General features: G+C 71.8%; 16 protein-coding genes. 4 read left to right on the top strand and 12 right to left on the bottom strand.

Annotated elements, in window-relative coordinates:
- Nucleotides 1–5: 5 nt before the first annotated feature.
- The 6 genes from ACN9MP_RS01905 to ACN9MP_RS01880 all read right to left on the bottom strand — a co-directional run bounded on the left by ACN9MP_RS01905 (nucleotide 6) and on the right by ACN9MP_RS01880 (nucleotide 6,333).
- A complete protein-coding gene (locus tag ACN9MP_RS01905; RefSeq protein ID WP_426323433.1) occupies nucleotides 6–1,643 on the bottom strand; it encodes a polysaccharide biosynthesis tyrosine autokinase in 1,638 nt (545 codons plus the stop codon).
- Complete coding sequence (locus tag ACN9MP_RS01900; RefSeq protein ID WP_426323431.1) at nucleotides 1,630–3,009, bottom strand: O-antigen ligase family protein; 1,380 nt, start codon at nucleotides 3,007–3,009, stop codon at nucleotides 1,630–1,632. Before ACN9MP_RS01900 ends, ACN9MP_RS01905 begins: the two co-directional genes overlap by 14 nt.
- Nucleotides 3,010–3,084: 75 nt before the next feature.
- Entirely contained in the window at nucleotides 3,085–4,287 is a 1,203-nt protein-coding gene (locus ACN9MP_RS01895) for a hypothetical protein (protein ID WP_426323429.1), read from the bottom strand.
- Complete coding sequence (locus tag ACN9MP_RS01890; protein WP_426323427.1) at nucleotides 4,287–4,526, bottom strand: PqqD family protein; 240 nt, start codon at nucleotides 4,524–4,526, stop codon at nucleotides 4,287–4,289. The genes ACN9MP_RS01895 and ACN9MP_RS01890 overlap by 1 nt, the downstream gene beginning before the upstream one ends.
- A 17-nt stretch (nucleotides 4,527–4,543) precedes the next feature.
- Nucleotides 4,544–5,413: a nucleotidyltransferase family protein gene (locus ACN9MP_RS01885; protein ID WP_426323425.1), complete on the bottom strand. Its 870-nt coding sequence runs from the start codon at nucleotides 5,411–5,413 to the stop codon at nucleotides 4,544–4,546.
- A gap of 2 nt (nucleotides 5,414–5,415) precedes the next feature.
- Nucleotides 5,416–6,333, bottom strand: a complete 918-nt coding sequence (locus ACN9MP_RS01880) for an alpha-1,2-fucosyltransferase (RefSeq protein WP_426323423.1) — start codon at nucleotides 6,331–6,333, stop codon at nucleotides 5,416–5,418.
- Between the two features lie 78 nt (nucleotides 6,334–6,411).
- Here ACN9MP_RS01880 and ACN9MP_RS01875 point away from each other — a divergent pair, with 78 nt between their 5' ends.
- On the top strand, nucleotides 6,412–7,308 hold the full coding sequence (locus ACN9MP_RS01875; RefSeq protein WP_426323422.1) for a glycosyltransferase family 2 protein: 897 nt from the start codon (nucleotides 6,412–6,414) through the stop codon (nucleotides 7,306–7,308).
- A 2-nt stretch (nucleotides 7,309–7,310) separates the two neighbouring features.
- Nucleotides 7,311–8,324, top strand: coding sequence for a polysaccharide pyruvyl transferase family protein (locus ACN9MP_RS01870; RefSeq protein WP_426323420.1), 1,014 nt, complete (start codon nucleotides 7,311–7,313; stop codon nucleotides 8,322–8,324).
- Nucleotides 8,325–8,340: 16 nt separating this feature from the next.
- On the opposite strand, the gene ACN9MP_RS01865 is transcribed toward ACN9MP_RS01870, so the two are convergent.
- Together ACN9MP_RS01865 and ACN9MP_RS01860 are read right to left on the bottom strand one after the other, a co-directional pair.
- The gene (locus ACN9MP_RS01865) at nucleotides 8,341–9,201 is read right to left on the bottom strand and encodes a glycosyltransferase family 2 protein (protein ID WP_426323418.1); all 861 of its coding nucleotides are present in this window, start codon (nucleotides 9,199–9,201) and stop codon (nucleotides 8,341–8,343) included.
- Nucleotides 9,194–10,501: an acyltransferase family protein gene (locus ACN9MP_RS01860; protein ID WP_426323416.1), complete on the bottom strand. Its 1,308-nt coding sequence runs from the start codon at nucleotides 10,499–10,501 to the stop codon at nucleotides 9,194–9,196. Before ACN9MP_RS01860 ends, ACN9MP_RS01865 begins: the two co-directional genes overlap by 8 nt.
- Before the next feature lie 75 nt (nucleotides 10,502–10,576).
- On the opposite strand from ACN9MP_RS01860, the gene ACN9MP_RS01855 reads away from it, so the two are divergent.
- Nucleotides 10,577–11,683, top strand: coding sequence for a hypothetical protein (locus ACN9MP_RS01855; protein ID WP_426323414.1), 1,107 nt, complete (start codon nucleotides 10,577–10,579; stop codon nucleotides 11,681–11,683).
- Here ACN9MP_RS01855 and cls read toward each other — a convergent pair.
- The 3 genes from cls to ACN9MP_RS01840 form a co-directional block, all read right to left on the bottom strand.
- Entirely contained in the window at nucleotides 11,664–13,130 is a 1,467-nt protein-coding gene (gene cls / locus ACN9MP_RS01850) for a cardiolipin synthase (protein ID WP_426323412.1), read from the bottom strand. The genes ACN9MP_RS01855 and cls overlap by 20 nt on opposite strands.
- Before the next feature lie 110 nt (nucleotides 13,131–13,240).
- Complete coding sequence (locus ACN9MP_RS01845; protein ID WP_426323410.1) at nucleotides 13,241–14,398, bottom strand: hypothetical protein; 1,158 nt, start codon at nucleotides 14,396–14,398, stop codon at nucleotides 13,241–13,243.
- 169 nt (nucleotides 14,399–14,567) lie between these two features.
- On the bottom strand, nucleotides 14,568–14,789 hold the full coding sequence (locus ACN9MP_RS01840) for a hypothetical protein (protein ID WP_426323408.1): 222 nt from the start codon (nucleotides 14,787–14,789) through the stop codon (nucleotides 14,568–14,570).
- Between the two features lie 95 nt (nucleotides 14,790–14,884).
- Between ACN9MP_RS01840 and ACN9MP_RS01835 the strand changes: the two genes are divergently transcribed.
- On the top strand, nucleotides 14,885–16,129 hold the full coding sequence (locus tag ACN9MP_RS01835) for a DUF4192 family protein (RefSeq protein ID WP_426323406.1): 1,245 nt from the start codon (nucleotides 14,885–14,887) through the stop codon (nucleotides 16,127–16,129).
- Between the two features lie 29 nt (nucleotides 16,130–16,158).
- On the opposite strand, the gene lysS is transcribed toward ACN9MP_RS01835, so the two are convergent.
- Nucleotides 16,159–17,673, bottom strand: coding sequence for a lysine--tRNA ligase (gene lysS, locus ACN9MP_RS01830; RefSeq protein WP_426323404.1), 1,515 nt, complete (start codon nucleotides 17,671–17,673; stop codon nucleotides 16,159–16,161).
- Between the last annotated feature and the right edge of the window lie 212 nt (nucleotides 17,674–17,885).

The raw sequence follows: 17,885 nt of genomic DNA, 5'->3' as shown, positions 1-17,885 counted from the left end.
GCGGATCAGTTCCGGCCGGCGCGGCGGCGGGGCTCCGTCGGGACCGCGCCGTCGATGCCGGCGATGAACGACTCGAAGTCCTGACCGGAGTCTCCGGCCGGCGCAGCGACGGAGTCGGCGTCAGCCTTGCCGGTGCCTTTTCCGGCGGCAGACGACTTCGTCGACGTGGCGCGCCCCTTCGCCGCGGCACCGGCCGCGGCCGGGTCATCGGCCCAGACGGGCTCCGCCGGAGCCCCCGGCTCCGTCTGCTCGCCGAGGTGCGCCGAATAGCCCTTGCGGTAGTCGTAGTACGGCGAGGCGTCGGCGCCCTTCAGGGGCGCCCGGTTGAGCACGATGCCCAGCAGGCGGCCGGACGCCTTGGCCAGCGCGTCCTGGGCCTTGACCACGAGGTCGTACGTGGTATTGCCCAGCCCGACGACCAGGATCGCCCCGTCCGTCTGATGCGCGAGGATCGCGCTGTCGGTGACGGGGAGCAGGGGCGGCGCGTCGACGATGACCATCGCGTGCTTGGTGAGGTCCGACAGCACCGTGCGCATGCGCGCCGAGCCGAGCACCTCGCTGGGGTTCGGCGGAACACTGCCCGCGGTGAGTACGACGAGGTGCTCCGAGACGGGCGTGCGATGCATCACGTCGATGAGGTCGGCGCGGCCCGCCAGCACATCCGTGAGTCCCGCCCCGCTGGGCAGTCCGAAGGTCTTCGCGACGGTCGAACGCCGCAGGTCCCCGTCCACGAGAACGACGGGCCGGCCGCTCTCGGCCAGGGCCACGGCGATGTTCGCCGCGACCATCGACTTGCCGTCGCCGGGCAGCGGACTCGTCACCACGATCGAACGCGGCGGGTCGTCGACATCCATGAACTGCAGGTTGGTGCGGAGCGAGCGGAACGCCTCCGACACGGCGAACTTGCTGCCCTTCGCCGTCGGGTCGGCGGGTGCGATGATCCGCGACTCGCGGCTGAGGCCTTCGGCCACCGGGATGGTGCCGACGACCGGCACCCCCACGCGGGCTTCGATGTCGTCGGCGATGCGGATGCGGCGATCCGACACCGTGCGCACGAGGGCGAACGCGATGCCGAAGCCGAGTCCGAGCACACCGCCGACCACGACCGCCGTGTTGACGTCGGGGAAGATCGGGCTCGTCGGCTTGCCGGCCGCGTCATACGCCTCCACCGTGACGTCCGACGAGCCCGCGGACCCGTCGCCGAGCACCTCGTCGGCCACCTGGCCGAGCGACGCGATCCACGCGGACGCCAGGTCGCTGGCCTCGTCGGGGGTCGCCGCCTGAGCGCTCACCTTCAAGATGGACGTCGCCGTCGGGTTGGTCACGGTGATCCGGTTGATGACGGCGGCCGGCGTGGTTTCCAGCCCCAGCTCGTCGATCGCCCCCTGCGCGACGCGCTCGGACTCGGCGAGGTCGAGGAACGTGGGGATCTTCGCTCGGGCCATCGCGTCTTCGGCGGAAGACGAGGTCTGAGCCGCTTCATCCGCCGTCAGGATGGGCTTGAGCAGCCCGCTCGCGGATCCTTCGTACACGGGAGTCTGGAGGAGCGTCCAGGCATAGCCGGTCCCCAGACCCACGAGCGTGATGAGGACGATCGCCAGCCAGTGGCGCCGCAGCCCACGCATGTAGTCACGCAGTTCCATCGGCGCCTTCCCCCAACGTCTTCCCTGAGCGGGCGGGCACCGCGTATCGGTCGCCCGGACGAATGCTCCATGCTAAGTCATCCGCGTGCCTGCCGTCCGGACTTCTCGCGGCGAACAGCGCCTGCGCGCCCAGACACACGCCGGCGACGACGAACGGCACCGAGACCTGGGCCGCGACCCAGAAGAGGTCGAACTGCGCCTGGGTGATGCGACTCAGCACCGCGGCGACGGCGAGGGTGCCGAAGCGGGGATCCACGCGCCACAGCACGACGATGAAGCCCACCCACATGATGAGGAAGCCCAGGAGGCCCATCACCCCTGCGGAGGCGAGCACCTCGAGCTCGGCCTGCGGCGGCTGGAAGAGAGCCCACTCGTGCACGTACCAGTAGCGCAGTCCGTGGCCGAAGATCGGCGAGTGCTTCCACAGCGCGTACACCTGCTGCATCCACTCGACCCGGACGTAGAAGGAGTTGAACCGGTTGCCGGTCTCGATCTGGTCGATGACCATCGACACGACGAACCAGATGGCGGGCAGCACCAGCAGGAGGACCAGCCGTGCGCGGCGCGACGCCCCCCGCCGGAGGCTCACCACGAGGACGGCGACCACGAGTCCGATGATCGCCTGCCGCGACTGGGTGAGCACCACGGCGATGGTGAGCGTCCAGAACGTCATGCGCGCCGCCGAATCAGACCACCCGGCCCAGCGCGGGTTCACCAGGGCGACGACCGCTCCGATCGCGAGGATGTCGCCCGCGGCGTTCTTGTGCATCGGCATCGGCCATTTCGGCGCGATGCCCACGAACTCGCCGTGGGCGAAGGTGATGATCGCCTGGACGATGATTCCCACCGCGACCACCAGCATCGCGCCGATCAGGAGGCCGAACGCGGCGTGCGCGAGCCCCGCCCGCCCGAGCGCCCAGCCGACGAGGAGGGCGCCCGAGATCAGCAGCCACGCGTGGAACCACTCGACCGTGTTCTGCGCGAACGGGTTCACGATCACGGTGAGGAGGGTCGTGAACTGATACACGAGGTTCAGCCCGAGCAGCTGCTGCATGGTGGAGCTGAGCGGGTACGTGCCGAACAGCAGGGCCGACCCGAAGGCCGCCGCCAGGGCGACGTCCGAGACCGTCAGATCGGTGCCGCCCAGCCCGACGCGCTGCACCACGATGAGGCCGGGGGTGGCCAGGAGCGCGATCGCCAGCGGAATACGCGGCATGAGGGCCGCGCCGATGACGAGCATGCCGATGAGGACCGCCGAGATCACGCCGTTGCGCAGCCCGCGATCGAGGATCAGGTAGCTGCTCAGCGCCGCCCCGGAGGCGAGCAGCACCCAGCGCCACGCCCCCGGCCACCAGCGCCCGAGCATGTCGCGGAGTCGATGCGTGCGCGCCGAGACCTGGCCCACGAGTCCTCCCGATCGTCGATTCAGTATCGCAGGTGCTCAGGGCGTGAGCTGGGGGGATTCGACGGATGCTGCGACCGCGACCCATGCGGCGACCACGAGCAGCAGCATCCCGAGCGTGATCCCGATGGCGATGCCGCCCCGGCGCGACCGCACCGCCTGGGTCGCACAGCCGAACGCCAGCGCCACCAGCGGCAGCACCCCGTACGCCGTGCGGAAGGCGACATGCCAGCCGAACGCGCTCTGCGCGAGCCATGCCGCGACCGCCACGGCGCCGACTGTCACGAGAAGCAGGAGCGAGCCCGGCGCGCAATCGCGACGCACGCGAACAGCCAGCACGACCGCCCCGACGGCCACCGCGAGACCCAGCACGATCACGATGCCGTCGATCCACCACGGGGCCGAGATCGAGTTGCGCAGGTACTCCGTGGGGAGGAAGAGGTACGTCAGCGCGGAGCGAGCCAGATGGAGCGGTCCGAGCGCCCCCTGACCGAACTCGTAGCCCGCCCGTTCGACACCCGCCTGCCCGGTGAGATCGCCGTAGAGCAGGAGGTTGCGCACGATCCACCAGCCGCAGGCCACGAGCAGCACCCCGGCCGCCACGAGTGCGATCACCACCCGGCGGCGCAGCAGCAGGAGCACCAGCACCGCCGCCACCGCGGGCGCCGTGCTGAGCTTGGTGAGGATGGCCGCCGACCCCAGCGCGCCGAGCAGCAGGCCCCATGCCCACGGACGTGACGGGGTGCGCGCCGTGTCCATGAGTGGCAGTGCCGACCACAGCAGCGCGAACGCCCAGACGAGCGTCCATGTGTCGTTCTGCACGGAGCCGGCGATGACCGCGAACATCGGGTTGAGCGCGATGTAGGCGGCGCCGACGACGATGACCAGGGGCCTGTCCGGAACGCTCCGCTGAAGGATCGCGCCCGTGAGCAGCGTCAGCGCGACCGCTCCGACGACGCCGAGCAGGCGGATGGCGAGGAACGCGGCATCCGTCTCTCCGAAGAGCCGGACGGCAGCGGCGGCGACCACGTAGTACAGCGGGGTCTGCTGCCCTTGGTAGGTGACCCCCGGCTCGCCCAGCACCGGCGGGCGCAGGTGCTCGGCGTAGGAGAGCACGTTCGCCCAGTGGGCGGGCTCGTCGTAGGGCAGCCCCGCGGGCACCAGAAGGGCGGCGGTCAGGGCGAGGGCACCGGCCACGACGGCGAGCGCGACGATCGCGATCCTCACGGTCCGGGGCGGCATCAGGTGTCGTCCTCGACCAGCAGGCCCTGCCGGATCAGCGCGTCCACGAAGGCGACGACCTCGGCGCGGACCGTGGCCGGGTCGCCCTCGACGTCGTCCGCCACGGCGGCTGCGAGCCGGGATCGCGGCACCGACAGGGCGTGCGACCAGATGAGCGCGGCCGTGCCCTCCAGGATCTGGATCGGTCCGTCGGGCAGGTGCGCGACGTAGACGCTGTCGTCGTACGCGGTGGCCGCCACACGGGGCCCCACGCGCATCACCGGCGGAACCGCCGTCCGACGCTGACCAGCAGCTCCCGCAGCGCACGGACGGGGCGCATCGCCGTCGCCCGCACCAGCTCCCCGCGCGTCGGGGCACGCCCGAGCTTGTGCGTGAGCCGCTCGACGTTCGCCAGCGGCGCCCGCACTAGGATCGCCGCCGCCTCCCGCACCGTGCCCGCCGCTCGCGCGCGCGCCCACCACTCGCCGGCGCGGGTGCTCCCCTGCGTGATTCCCTTCCACAGCCGGTAGTCGGGCTCGCGGCGATGCTGCGCGAGATCGCCGGTCGCCGCCGAGAAGGCGACGCGCGCGTCGAGGAGGCCCACCAGCGCTGCGACCTCGGCCCGATCGAGACCGGGCCCATCGACCCACGTCGCCATCGCTTGCTCGGCCTTCCGAGAGCGGACGTCGTTGAGCACCAGCAGGAGCGCCTGCGCGGTCACCGAGGGCACCGCGGCCGGCGTTCCGGCGAACTCCCGCTCGGAGCGACCGCGCCACAGCTCGGCGAACGCAGCCTCGGGGTCGAGCCGGATGCCGGGGAACATGCGGTGCAGATCCAGGTAGCCCCAATCGGGGTGCCGGTAGGTCTGCGCATGGCCGAACGGGGAGCCGTAGACGAACGAGCTGTACACGACCCAGCCGTGCTGCACGAGCGCGTCGTGCAGCCGGGGGATATGCGTCGGGCGCACCATGACGTCGATGTCGGTGCCCGGGGCGTCGCGCCCGCGCAGCGAGCGGTCGACGGCGTTCCCCTTGATGTGGAGCAGATCCGCCCCGACGTCGGTCGCGATCACCTGCACCGCCGCGCGTCCGAGGAGCAGCCGCACCGCGAGAGGCACTGAGACCCCGGCCGGCTCGGTCTGCGTCACGGTCACACTCTATCCAGCACGTCGGGCCCGGCATCGGGCGTGCCCGCTCCCGGGGAGTCGCGGCCGTCGAAGCCCTCCAGCGCCGTCCACCGCGGGTCGAGCTGGTACGCGTCCCAGCCGCTCTCGAGGCGGGCGTGGAACCTCGGCATGACGATGCGGGCGTCCTCACGGATCGCATCGGCGGCGTAGCCGCCCCAGTAGGAGAAGGTGGAGTTCATGCCGATCAGGGTGCGCGCGGAGGCGATCGCGAGGAAGTTGCCCACGGGGTCGCGCTCGGCGTAGGCGACGTCCGCCGCCTCGGCTCGCAGCATCCCGTCCAGGTTCTCTCGACACCACTCCGGATCGTCCGACACGACGAGGATCGTGGCCGGGGGATCGACGGCCGCGAGCGCAGCGCGCACGTACCCCTCGATGTCCATGCCGTAGACCCCGCGGAAGCCCGCGTACGCGTAGTAGTCGCCGCGCCGGATGTTGATCACGACCGACGCGGGCTCCTTCGACGGGATGCCGGGGGCCAGGGCCTCCCTGACGAAACGCTGGAGCTCCCCCCGCGTGAAGTCGACACCGAAGCGCTGCAGCGCGGCCCCGCCGCGCCACTGGCGGCGATCATGGAAGCGCAGGTCGTCCTTCCGGATCGTCAGCGCGGCGAGCGCCGGGAACTGCTCGATCCACGGCGCCATCCCGGGCACCTCCAGCACGAGGGTCGGCTGGCCGGCGCTCGTGCGCTGGTGCGCAGCGAGCCACAGGTACGCCCAGTTGCCGAACCGCATGCCTCCCGGCGTCGCGATGACGGTGCGGTCACCGCGACGCAGCCGGTCCACCACGGCCGTCCCCGCCCGGCGGGCGCGCCAGCGGAGATGGCTCACGACTCTGCGGGCCGGCCGCGACGCCCGCCACACCGCCTGCTTCACTGCACCCATCCGGCTCGCCCTCCCCGGATTACACTATGCAGGACTCGCGGCCCGACCCGCCGCGGCGGATGCGAACCGGGAGGACGCGTGGACCCTCGGTCGGTCAGTGTCATCATCCCCACGAACCGCGATGGACGCTACCTCCGCGAGACGGTCGCCTCGGTCCGCGCGCAGACGGCCGCCGTCGGCGAGATCGTGCTCGTCGACGACGGTGCACCCGCACCAGGGCTCGCCGCGATCGCGGCCGAGCTCGGGGTGTCGTACGTGCGGCAGGATGCTGCGGGGCTCTCGGTCGCCCGCAACACCGGGGTCGAGGCCGCCCGCGGGGAATGGATCGCGTTCCTCGACGACGACGACGTCTGGCATCCCGACCGGATCCGGAGCCAGCTCGACGCGCTGGCGGCGGCGCCGGCCGCGATCGCGGCTTACACCGGCGGGTGGTACATGGACGCCGAGGGCACTCCGTTCGGCACCGGCTGGCCCGCACCCGCGGCCTCCGCACACGACATGCTGGCCGGCGCGGTGACGTTCCCGCGGATCACCACACTGCTCATCCAGCGCCGCGCCTACCTCGCCGTCGGCGGATGCCGCAGCGACATGGAGCCCGCGGAGGACAACGAGCTCATCCTCCGGCTTCTGCAGCACGGCGAGTTCGCGGCGGTGGACCGGCAGCTGGTCGGATACCGCCGTCACAGCGCCAACGTCACGAATCGGGGACTGCCCGGCCGCGAGGCGGCGATGCGAGGGCTGCGCGGGCACGTACGCGGCGCCCGGCGGCGCGGCGACCGGCGGCTCGCGCACCTGCTGACGCAGAACCTCCGCCGCTACCGGCGCTTCGCCGCCGACGAGAACCTGGCGGAACTGGCCGCGGCGGCCAAGTCGCGCGACCGGGGCTACCTCGTGGCGCTCTCGTGGTGGGCGATCCGCAGCGCGCCGCTCGACTCGGCAGGCGCGGTCGCGCGTCGCATGCTCCGGCACGGATGACCATGGCGGCGCCCGATGCGGTTCAGGACGGCCTGCAGTCGGAGTCGCTCGCCGTCCTGGATCGGCTCCTCGTACCCGGGAGCCCGGTGGCCCTCGTCGACTTCCCGCTGCACGACAACGCCGGCGATTCCCTCATCTACCTCGGCGAGCGCGCGTACCTGAATCGCCTCGGCGCTCGCGTGCGCTATCAGACGTCCGTCGGGAGGTACCGCGCCGCCGATCTGGCCGAGCTGCATCCCGACGGGCCGATCCTGCTGCACGGCGGCGGCAATTTCGGCGATCGGTGGGCGCTCTTCCAGCACTTCCGCGAGCGCGTGCTCGCAGACTTCCCGGACCGCCGGATCGTGCAGCTCCCGCAGAGCATCGAGATGACGCCCGAGACCGCGGCGCGCGTGCGCTCCGCGTACCTGGCCCACCCCGACCTGACCGTGCTGCTGCGCGACACCCGCAGCCTGCAGCGGGCCGCCGAGCTGCTCGTCGGCGTGCCCGTCGAGTTCTGCCCCGATCTCGCCTTCGGGTATCGCCCGACACGGAGCGCGCGACCGCGCGTCGATGTCGTGCAGCTGCGGCGCACCGACAGCGAGTCGGCCGGGACCGCGCTGCTCGCCGGCGGCGGGCCGTGGTCGGTCGAGACCGTCGACTGGCACTACTCGGGCCTCGAGAAGCTGGCCTGGCAGCTCGCCAAGGCGCCCGGCTCGGTCGCCAAGCGCGTGCCGAGGACCCTCCCCCGCTTCACCCGCGGCTTCGTCGACCCGGGTTACGCCGTTGCGGCCCGCACCCTCGTCGGCGCCGCGGAGAGGACGCTGCTGCGCGGGCGCGTCGTGGTCACCGATCGCCTGCATGCCGCCGTGCTCGCGACCCTCCTGGGACGCCCCGTGGTGGCCAGGGACAACGCCAACGGCAAGCTCGCCGCCGTCTTCGCGGACTATCTCGGCCGATTCCCGCTCGCCCGCTTCGCCCGCACGCCGGAGGAAGCGCGGGACCACGTCCGCGAACTGCTGCAGCCGACCGGCTGAGTCGCGCTCCCCCGGGTCAGGAGGGCAGCCGGCGCATCGTGCGGCGCAGCAGTCGCCGCTGCCACGGCGACAGCCGCGTGGATCGCTCCTCCAGCCGCGCGCGCAGCTCGCGGGCGGCGCCCGCCGCATCGGCGGAGCCGGTGGGCTGACCGGGCATCCAGTCGATGTCGAGGTCGAGCGTCGCCCGGACGAAATCGCGGTAGGACCGCGTGAGCAGCGCATCGGCGCTCACCCGCCGGGAGTACTCGCCGGTCAGCGACACCTGTGCCGCGTGCCGTCGGTAGGCGAGCGTGGGCAGCGCCATCCTGCCCATCGGCACCCCCGCCGTTCCCGCGCGCAGCCAGAGATCGTAGTCCTCGGCCGGAGTGTCGCGGTAGCCGCCGGCGATCTCCAGGGCACGCCTGCGGGCGATCATCGTCGGGTGCATCACCACGCACATCACGGCCAGATGCAGCCGGAGCGCCGCGGGCGGGATCGCCGTCGGCGCGGACGGCGCGACGCGCAGGGGCGATGTGCGGAATCGGAGCACGGGCGAGAACAGGATCTGGCAGGAGCTCAGGCGCAGCCCCGCGGTCTGAGCGGCGAACCGCCACGGCAGGCACACGTCGTCCGCATCCATCCGTGCGACGAAGCGGCTGTCGGTCCGCTCGCTCAGCGCGCGCAGCGCCGCGCCGACGCCCTCCGGCCGTTCGCTTCGCACGAGCCGCACGCGGCGATCAGCGAACCGCTCGATCACCGCGACGGTTCCGTCGGTGGATGCGTCGTCCCAGATCGCCAGCTCGGAGTCGCCGGGCAGCGCCCGCAGCGTCGAGGCGACCGCCCGGTGCACCGTGGCCTCGCCGTTGCGCACGGGCATGAGCACCGCCAGCTCAGGCACCCGGTGGCCGCCGATTCGCCGAGGGTGGCCCGTCGCCGGCATCCGTGTCGGTCACGGGAACCTCGGCCGCGCCGGGGGCCTCGATCACCGAGGCCGCGGCAGGCTCCTCCGCCGAGGCGGGCCCGGGCGGCGACACCGACGCGGGCGCGGCAGGCGGGCCCGCCGCCGGCGCACGGCTGGACGGCACACGCTTCGCCCACGTGATGCACGGCCGCTCCACGGTGACGAAGAGCACCTGGCCGACGCCGAGCACGACCGCGAACCCGACCGTCCAGAGCAGAGCGAGCAAGCCGGTCCCCTCGGGCACGCGCAGGAACTTCTGCAGGAACTCCGACAGGTACCACAGCGTCGGCTGGTGGATGAGGAACAGGCTGTACGAGCGGTAGCCGAGCCACGACACCGGTCGCCACGCGAAGGCGGCCGCGACCGGACGCACGGTGAGCACCAGAACGATCAGGCTGCCGAAGAGCACCGACAGCCCGAAGTCGCGGATCGGCAGCACCGTGCCGCGGAAGAAGGGCTCGGTCGCCACGATGTACGCCACGACCATGACCGCCAGCACCGCGAGGGCGTGCGGAGGTCGCACCCGCCCCGCGACCCGGAACCCGACGACCGCTGCCAGCATGCCGAACGCGAACTCCGTGAGCCTGCCGAGCCCCGACGCGGCCCACAGGAAGACGACGTCGAACTCGGCGCCGCCCAGGAAGAGATCCACACAGATTCGGAAGAGCACCGACACGATGATCGCGCCGAAGATGGCCCGCAGCCCCCAGCGCGCCGCGGCGAGCATCACGAGCGGGAAGAGCAGGTAGAGCTGCATCTCGAGCGCCATCGTCCACAGGCTGCCGTTGATCGTCGACCAGTACTGCGGGAAGAACATGTGCGTGAACGTGAGATGGCTGAGCAGGTCCCCCACGCTGGGCCAGGGCTGCCAGGACGCCTCGCGGCCGAGCCCCTTCATGAGCACCACGAGCGCCTGCGGCAGCAGGATGGCGTAGGCCAGTGCCGCGTAGTACGGCAGCACGATCCGCCGCAGTCGCCGCTTCAGGTACGGTCCCGTCGAGAACCTGCCGAGGCGTGAGGGATCGCGGGCGAACGGCAGGAACAGCACGAACCCGGTCAGCACGACGAAGAAGTCCGGCCGGATGTTCTGGGCGACCACGGTCGAGATCACCGGGATGTCGGGGGCCCCGGCGAACTGCCAGGAATGGAAGGCGAACACCAGTAGGAAGGCGAGCGCGCGCAGGCCGTCGATCGAGGCGATACGCTCCGTTCGCTCCCCAGCCGGTGCGGATGTCACGGCACCAGAGTAGAGCACCGCCTCTCGCCCGCTCCCGCCCCTGAGAGGACGGGCGGTCTCGCCTACACTGCGAGGATGACCGGGATGCTGTACGTCAGCGCGCTCGGAGCGACGGTCGGCATCGATCTCTCTGCGCTCGAGCCCGATGACGCAGCGGCGGTGCGCGCGGCCTGGGCGGACGCCGAAGCGGCGACGAGCGACGAGTGCGCCCGGACCGTCGTTCCCCGGGCATCCGATCGGAGCCGGATGCTCCAGTCCCTGTCGCGGCAGGTCACGCGCGCCGCCATCGACGCCCGGCGAGCGGATCTGTGGATGCTGCACGCCGCCGGGATCGCCACGCCCGAGGGCGACGTCGTGGCGTTCGTGGGGCCGTCAGGACGCGGGAAGACGACCGCGTCCCGCCACCTCGGACGGCACTACGGCTACGTCTCCGACGAGACCATCGGCATCGATCGCGACGGCCGGGTCTTCGCCTACCGCAAGCCGCTTTCGATCATCGAGGAACCGGGGGCGCCGAAGGCCGAACGGGGGCCGTCGTCCGTCGGACTGGGCGCGGTTCCCCGCGACCTGCGCGTGCGCGCGATCGTGCTGCTGCACCGCAGCCCCGACCACGGCGGTGCGCCGGTGGTCGCCGGGATCGATGTCGGCGACGCACTGGACGACCTCGTCACCCAGTCCAGCCATCTCGTGGAGCGGTCCGACGCGCTGCGGTTCATCGCCGCCGTCGCCGAGGCGACCGGCGGCATCCGCACCGTGCGCTACCGGGAGGCCGGCGACCTGTCGGGCATCGTGCCCGGCCTCCTGGCTGCGTCCGCGCCGCCGGCCGCGCCGGTCATCGCTCCCCCGGTCGCGCACGAGACGGCGCCGGAGGGTGGCAGGGGCGAGGAGCCTCTCTATGTCCGTGCGGCCACCGTCGACGAGCTCGTGCTCACGGCGCCCGACCGCGTCGCGGTGCTGACGCGCGATGCCGGCGGCCGCGGCACCGTGCACGTGCTGGCCGGAATCGCGCCGACACTGTGGGCTGCGGCATCCGGAGTCCCCTTCAGCGGGCTGGTGTCGGCCTCGCTCGCCGCGCACGGTGAGCCGGACGGGGCGGACGCCACCGGGCTCGTGCGGGAGTCGGTCGATCGCCTCGTCGCCGAGGGGCTGCTGCGCGTCGCCGCTACTGCAGCGCCGACGTGAGACGGGCGAGGTTGTCGAGCACCGTCGAGCGCAGTGGCTGCTTCTCCCATTCCTCGAGCGTGAGCTCGCGCGACAGGGAACGGTACCGGTCCTCCACGACCCGCATCTCGCGCACGAACTCCTCGCCCCGGACGAGCATCGAGATCTCCATGTTCAGACCGAACGAGCGCATGTCCATGTTGCTCGAGCCCACGATGGCGACCTCGTCGTCGATGGTGAGGCTCTTGGTGTGCAGGATGTAGGGCTTCTTGTACATCCAGATCCTCACGCCCGCTCGCAGGAGCGCCTCGTAGTAACTGCGCTGCGCGTGGTAGACGATCGCCTGGTCGCCTTCCTCCGACACGAACAGCTCCACGTGGATGCCGCGCTGACAGGCCGTCGTGATGGCCAGGAGCATCGCCTCATCCGGCACGAAGTACGGGCTGACCACGATGATCTGACGCTGTGCCGCGTACAGGAGGGCCGCGAAGAGCTTGAGGTTGTTCTGGAACTCGAACCCGGGGCCCGACGGGATGATCTGGCAGTCGAGGTCGCCCGGCCCGCTCTCGACGTCGAAGAGGTCGATGTCGTCCGTCAGCACCTCGTCGGTCTCGCTGTACCAGTCGCTCAGGAAGACCGCGTTGACGGATGCCACGACCGGGCCTTCGATCCGTGCCATGAGGTCCACCCAGTGCAGGCCGCGCCGGATGTTCTTGCGCAGGTTGTACGTCGAGTCCGTGACGTTCTGCGAGCCGGTGAAGGCGACCCGTCCGTCGACGACCAGGAGCTTTCGGTGGTTGCGGAGGTCGGGCCGCTGGTACTTGCCGCGCAGCGGCTGCACGGGGAGCATGAGGCGCCACTGCGCGCCCATGGCGTCCAGGCGCTTGAGCGTCTTTCGGTAGAACGGCTTGCCGCGGTTGGCCCAGTGGTCGAGCAGCACGCGCACCACGACGCCCCGCGCGGCCACTTCTTCGAGCGCGCGGAAGAAGTTATCGGTCGCCGCATCGCTCTGCAGGATGTAGAACTCGACGTGCACGAAGCGCTCCGCGTCGCGGACGGCATCCGCCATCGCATCGAGGCTCTCCTGGTAGTCCGGGATGAGGTGGGCGGCGTTGTCGCCGGCCAGCGGCATGGCACCGAGGTTGCGGTTGAGCGTCACCAGCGACGTGAACCACCCGGGCGCGTGCGGTCGCAGCGTGCCGAAGTCGAGCGAGGCGCTGGTGTCGTGGATGTACTCGTTGATGCGCTCCTGCTTGCGCCGGCGCTTGCGCGGCAGGCGCGGGTTGCCGATCAGCAGGAACAGGAAGACGCCGATGATCGGGATGAAGTAGATGGCGAGGAGCCATGCCATCGCGGCCGTCGGACGCCGGTTGCGCGGCACGACGATGATCGCCGTCACCCGGATGATGACGTCGAGGACGAACACGAGCACCAGCCACCACGTCGCGTCGAACGTGATGGTGATCATCCAGGGTGCCTCTCGCGATCTCGGACCGGGCAGTCCGCCTAGCGTATCGGGCGCGCCGACACGGCCCGGCTGCGACCGTCCGCGGGCGCGTCAGCCTCAGCGCAGCAGCGTCAGCGCAGCACCCGGGCCCTCTCGCGCGCCCACCGCTTCGCGCGCCGCGCCGCCGCGCGGCCCCGGGCGAGCGCACCCCACTTCCACCCGTTCCGGTCGCCGAACTCGACCAGCTCGATGTCGTTCGGCTCGACCGACGACATCAGCTCCGCGTAGTACTGCGGACGACGTGCTTCGTACGGCCCGCGCACGAAGACGTCGGGCACGAAGTCGTCGAGCCGTCCCGCGATCTCCAGGGTGAGCATGGTGCGCATGCACTTCCAGCACCGCGAGCAGTTCGTCTCCCGGTCGGAGTCGGCGTCGATGCAGACGTCGAGGTAACGGGAGTAGGGGCGGCCGACGAGTGCCAGCGTCCGCTCGATCCGCGACATCCCCGAGCTGGTCGACTCCAGCGTGAGACCGGGCGTCGACAGCAGCGGGAAGAGCATCGCCCCGGCCAGGCTGATGTCGCCGTGCGGCGGCGGCATGCGCAGGTGGCGGAAGGTCCCCTCGGAGGCATGGTACGAGCGGCCGATCCCGCCGCCGAGCAGGTGCATCACCGCGGCGTTGCGCAGCGTGACCGTCTGCATGAAGCCCATCCGGGGGTAGTGCTCGTCGAGGTTGCTGTCGACCCGCACGAACGGCAGTCCCAGGTCGGCGGCCACCGGCCGCAGCGCGTCGACGCGCCGTCGCCACAGCGTGCGTCCCCCGTCGCCGTGGGCGCCCACGTTGTTGTTGAGCAGGTGCGTGACCCGGAGGGTCGCCGGCACTCCCGCGCCGGACGCGTACTCGGTCAGCGTCGCGAAGCTGTCGACGCCGCCCGAGAACCCCGTCGCCACCCCCGATGCGGTCGCGAGCGCCGGCGCCCTCTCGTCCGCCGTCACCGTGACCGCGCGGTACTGCGGGTGGACGTCGCGCACGAGAGCCTGGACGTCGTGATTGAGCCGGTGCAGCAGGCTGTCGGTCACCACCCCGCCGATGCGCAGGTCGCGGCCGTAGCGCATCGCCGGCAGGAGCAGCGCCACCGCGACGTGGTCCGCCCGATCGCTCAGCAGCTCGGCATGATCGGCGGCGACGGAGAACCACAGCGGCGGCGAGTCCTCGACGTCGACGGAAACCCGGATGTTGCCCTCGTCGTCGTGAAGACGCCGCGGACGCGCGGTGACGAGGTCGCGCATCGGCGTACCTGCCCTTTCGGGAGGGGCGCCGTGTCCCCCAGAACCGGTCACCCAGAATGCGAGTAGTGTAGCGGCCTCGTCGTGGCGCGCAATACGGTTCGAAACGCTGATGCGCGGGGCGGCGGGCGGACGAGTCGCACCCGGCCGGCGGGTCAGCGGTCGGCGACCGTCAGTGTTCGGCGGGGCTGACGCCGGTCGCCGTCTTGGCGGGAAGACCGCGGCGGGCGCGCTCCTCGGCCTCGAGCTTCGCGTAGACGCGGCGCTCGGTGCGGTCGGCGCGGATCACGCTGCGCATGACGAAGAAGAAGATGAGCGAGACGACGACGGTCGGCAGGAGCGTCCAGAGCGCCGCGACCCAGTAATCCATGCCTTCCAGGATACGCCGTGCCATCGCCCTCTCCTCCACCGAGGCGTCTCCCGGCGAGCTCTGCACAGAATGCGGCTCCGGGGTCCCGGCGGCCCCGGTCCGCTCGTCAGAGTCGTCGCATGACCCCGACCGTCGTGAAAGCCGCGGATGCCGCGCAGTTCCTGTCCTTCGTCCCCCGCATGCTCGGCTACCACCCGGCGCAGAGCCTGGTCGTGATCCCCTTCGCGGGCGCGCGCAGCCTCGGCGCGATGAGATTCGACCTGCCCGAGGCGGGAAGCGAGTCCACCGACCGCGTCGCCGCCACCGTGACCGGCATGGCGTGCCGGCTCGCCGAGGCCGACGCCGTCGCCGCGATCGCCTACACCGACGAAAGGTTCCAGGACGAGGGACGGATGCCGCGCCGCGACCTCTTCGCCGCGCTCGAGGGCCGCGCCGACGCGTGCGGCCTGCGCGTCACCGACCTGCTCTGCGTCGCCGCCGACGGGTGGGGCTCGTTCCGCGACCGCGACTGCCCGGGTGAGGGCCGACCGCTCGGAGAGCTGGACTGGGCCGGCCCCGGCGGGGTCCCCGAGCCCGCAGAGCACCAGGGATCGGGCTCCGAGCTGCCCGCGCCGTCGGCGGAGGAGCGCGATCGCGTGGCGAAAGCCGTGGGATCGCTCGGCCGGGCGGTGGCGGTGCTGTGCGGACCCGACGCGGGCGACCCGGCCGACGCGGCGTCCGCAGCCGGCGATGCCCCCGAGGAGGGCGAGGTCGCCGGCGACCTCGGCCCCGTGCCCGCGTCGGTGTCGGGCGAGCCGGAGGACGAGGCATCCGTCACCGACGCGCCAGACCGGGTCGACCCGCGTGCCCTCGCCACGGTCTGCCGGTTCGACGACCTGCCCGGCTTCTTCGAGGACGTGCTCACGTGGCCGCCGACCGACCCCGACCCCTACGACGCCGCCGCGCTCGTCTGGTGTCTCGCGCGCCCGTCGCTGCGCGATGTCGCGCTCGTGCAGTGGAGCGGGACCGTCATCGACGGCGACGAGGCGTTCGAGGCCCAGCTGCGCTGGGAATCGGGCGAGGAGTACCCCGCCCACCTCGCGATGCGCATGTGGGGCGAGGGCGATCCGCCCGAGATCGCGCGCCTCGAGGCGGCACTCGCCCTCGCGCGACACGCCGCGGCGGTGGCGCCTCGGGAGCTGCGACCGGGTCCCCTGGCGATGTGCGCGTGGCTCTCGTGGGCGCTCGGGCGGTCCACCCACGCGGGGGCGTACGCCGAGCTGGCGTGCGAGATCGAGCCCGAGCACGGCCTGTCGCAGATCGTGCTCTCGTTCGTGCAGGCGGGGCATCTGCCCGACTGGGCCTTTCGGCGGGCGGCTCGATGACGCCGCTCGCCGCCCTCCCTCGCGCCGCTCTACTTCACAAGGGGGAAGAGGATCGTCTCGCGGATGCCGAGTCCGGTCACCGCCATGAGCAGGCGGTCGATGCCCATGCCCATCCCGCCCGTGGGCGGCATGCCGTGTTCGAGCGCGCGGAGGAACTCCTCGTCGATGCGCATCGCCTCCAAGTCGCCGCGGGCGGCGAGCTTGGCCTGCTCGACGAATCGCTCGCGCTGGATGACCGGGTCGACGAGCTCGGAGTAGCCGGTCGCGAGCTCGAAGCCGCGCACGTACAGGTCCCACTTCTCGACGACCCCCGCGATCGAGCGGTGCTCGCGGACGAGCGGGCTGGTGTCGACCGGGAAGTCCATCACGAACGTGGGCCGGCGGAGTCCCGGCTTCACGAAGTGCTCCCACAGCTCCTCGACGAGCTTGCCGTGGATGGCGTGCGGGGGCAGATCGACGCCCTCGGACTCGGCCAGCGCGACGAGCTCGTCGAACGGGGTCTCGGGCGTGATCGTGCGACCGGCCGCCTCGGAGAGCGAGTCGTACATCGACAGGCGGTCCCACTGACCGCCCAGGTCGTACTCGGTGCCGTCGGCCCAGACGACCGTCGTGGAGCCGGCGATCGCGATCGCCGCGTTCTGGATCAACTCCTGCGTGAGGTCGGCGATGCCGTTGTAGTCGCTGTAGGCCTGGTACGCCTCGAGCATCGCGAACTCGGGGCTGTGGGTCGAGTCGGCGCCCTCGTTGCGGAAGTTGCGGTTGATCTCGAAGACGCGGTCGATCCCACCGACCACGGCCCGCTTGAGGAACAGCTCCGGCGCGATCCGCAGGTACAGGTCGGTGTCGAACGCGTTCGAGCGGGTGATGAAGGGGCGTGCAGACGCCCCGCCGTGCTGCACCTGCAGCATCGGCGTCTCCACTTCGATGAAGTCGTGCGAGGCGAACGTCTGGCGCAGGCTCGCGTTCACCTTCGCGCGGGCGATGACCGTCTCCCGCGCCCGGTCGCGCACGATCAGGTCGAGGAAGCGGCTGCGCACGCGGCTCTCCTCGCTGAGCTCGGCGTGGAGGTTCGGAAGCGGGAGGACGGCCTTCGACGCGATGCGCCACTCCGACACCATGATCGACAGCTCACCGCGACGGCTGGAGACGACCTCGCCCGAGACGAAGACGTGGTCTCCGAGGTCGACCAGCTCCTTCCAGGCCTGCAGCGACTCGTCGCCCACGGCGCCGAGCGACACCATCGCCTGGATGCGGCTGCCGTCTCCGGCCTGAAGGCTGGCGAAGCACAGCTTGCCGGTGTTCCTGCTGAAGACGACGCGGCCCGCGACGCCGGCGGTCACGCCGGTCTCGGCCCCCGCCTCGAGGTCGCCGTAGCGCTCGCGCAGCGCCGGGATCGTGTCGGTGATCGGCAGGCTGACCGGGTACGCCCCGCCCGCGGCATCCGTCCGCTCCGCGATCAGCCGCTCGCGCTTGGCCAGCCGCACGGCCTTCTGCTCGAAGACGTCGTCCTCGGTCGGCTCGTCAGGCGCGGTCGTGTCGCTCACGGGGTGTGCTCCTCGGTGGGGGTGTTCGCCGCAGAACGCGGACCCTCAAGTCTACCGAGGTGGTGAGTACCGCCCGGGAGGAGGCCGAGCGGGCCACCCGGGCCGGGCCTTCCCGGCGATGCGCGCGGGCGCGAGACCCACCCTGGCCCCGCCCGGGCGGGCGCAGTAGGGTCGGAGGGCCTTCGGACGCACCACCTCGACCGATCGGACGG

It is taken from the genome of Microbacterium sp. E-13, assembly GCF_049912955.1.
In the GTDB taxonomy this organism is placed as follows: domain Bacteria; phylum Actinomycetota; class Actinomycetes; order Actinomycetales; family Microbacteriaceae; genus Microbacterium.
This window is presented reverse-complemented; position numbering and strand designations above follow the sequence as displayed.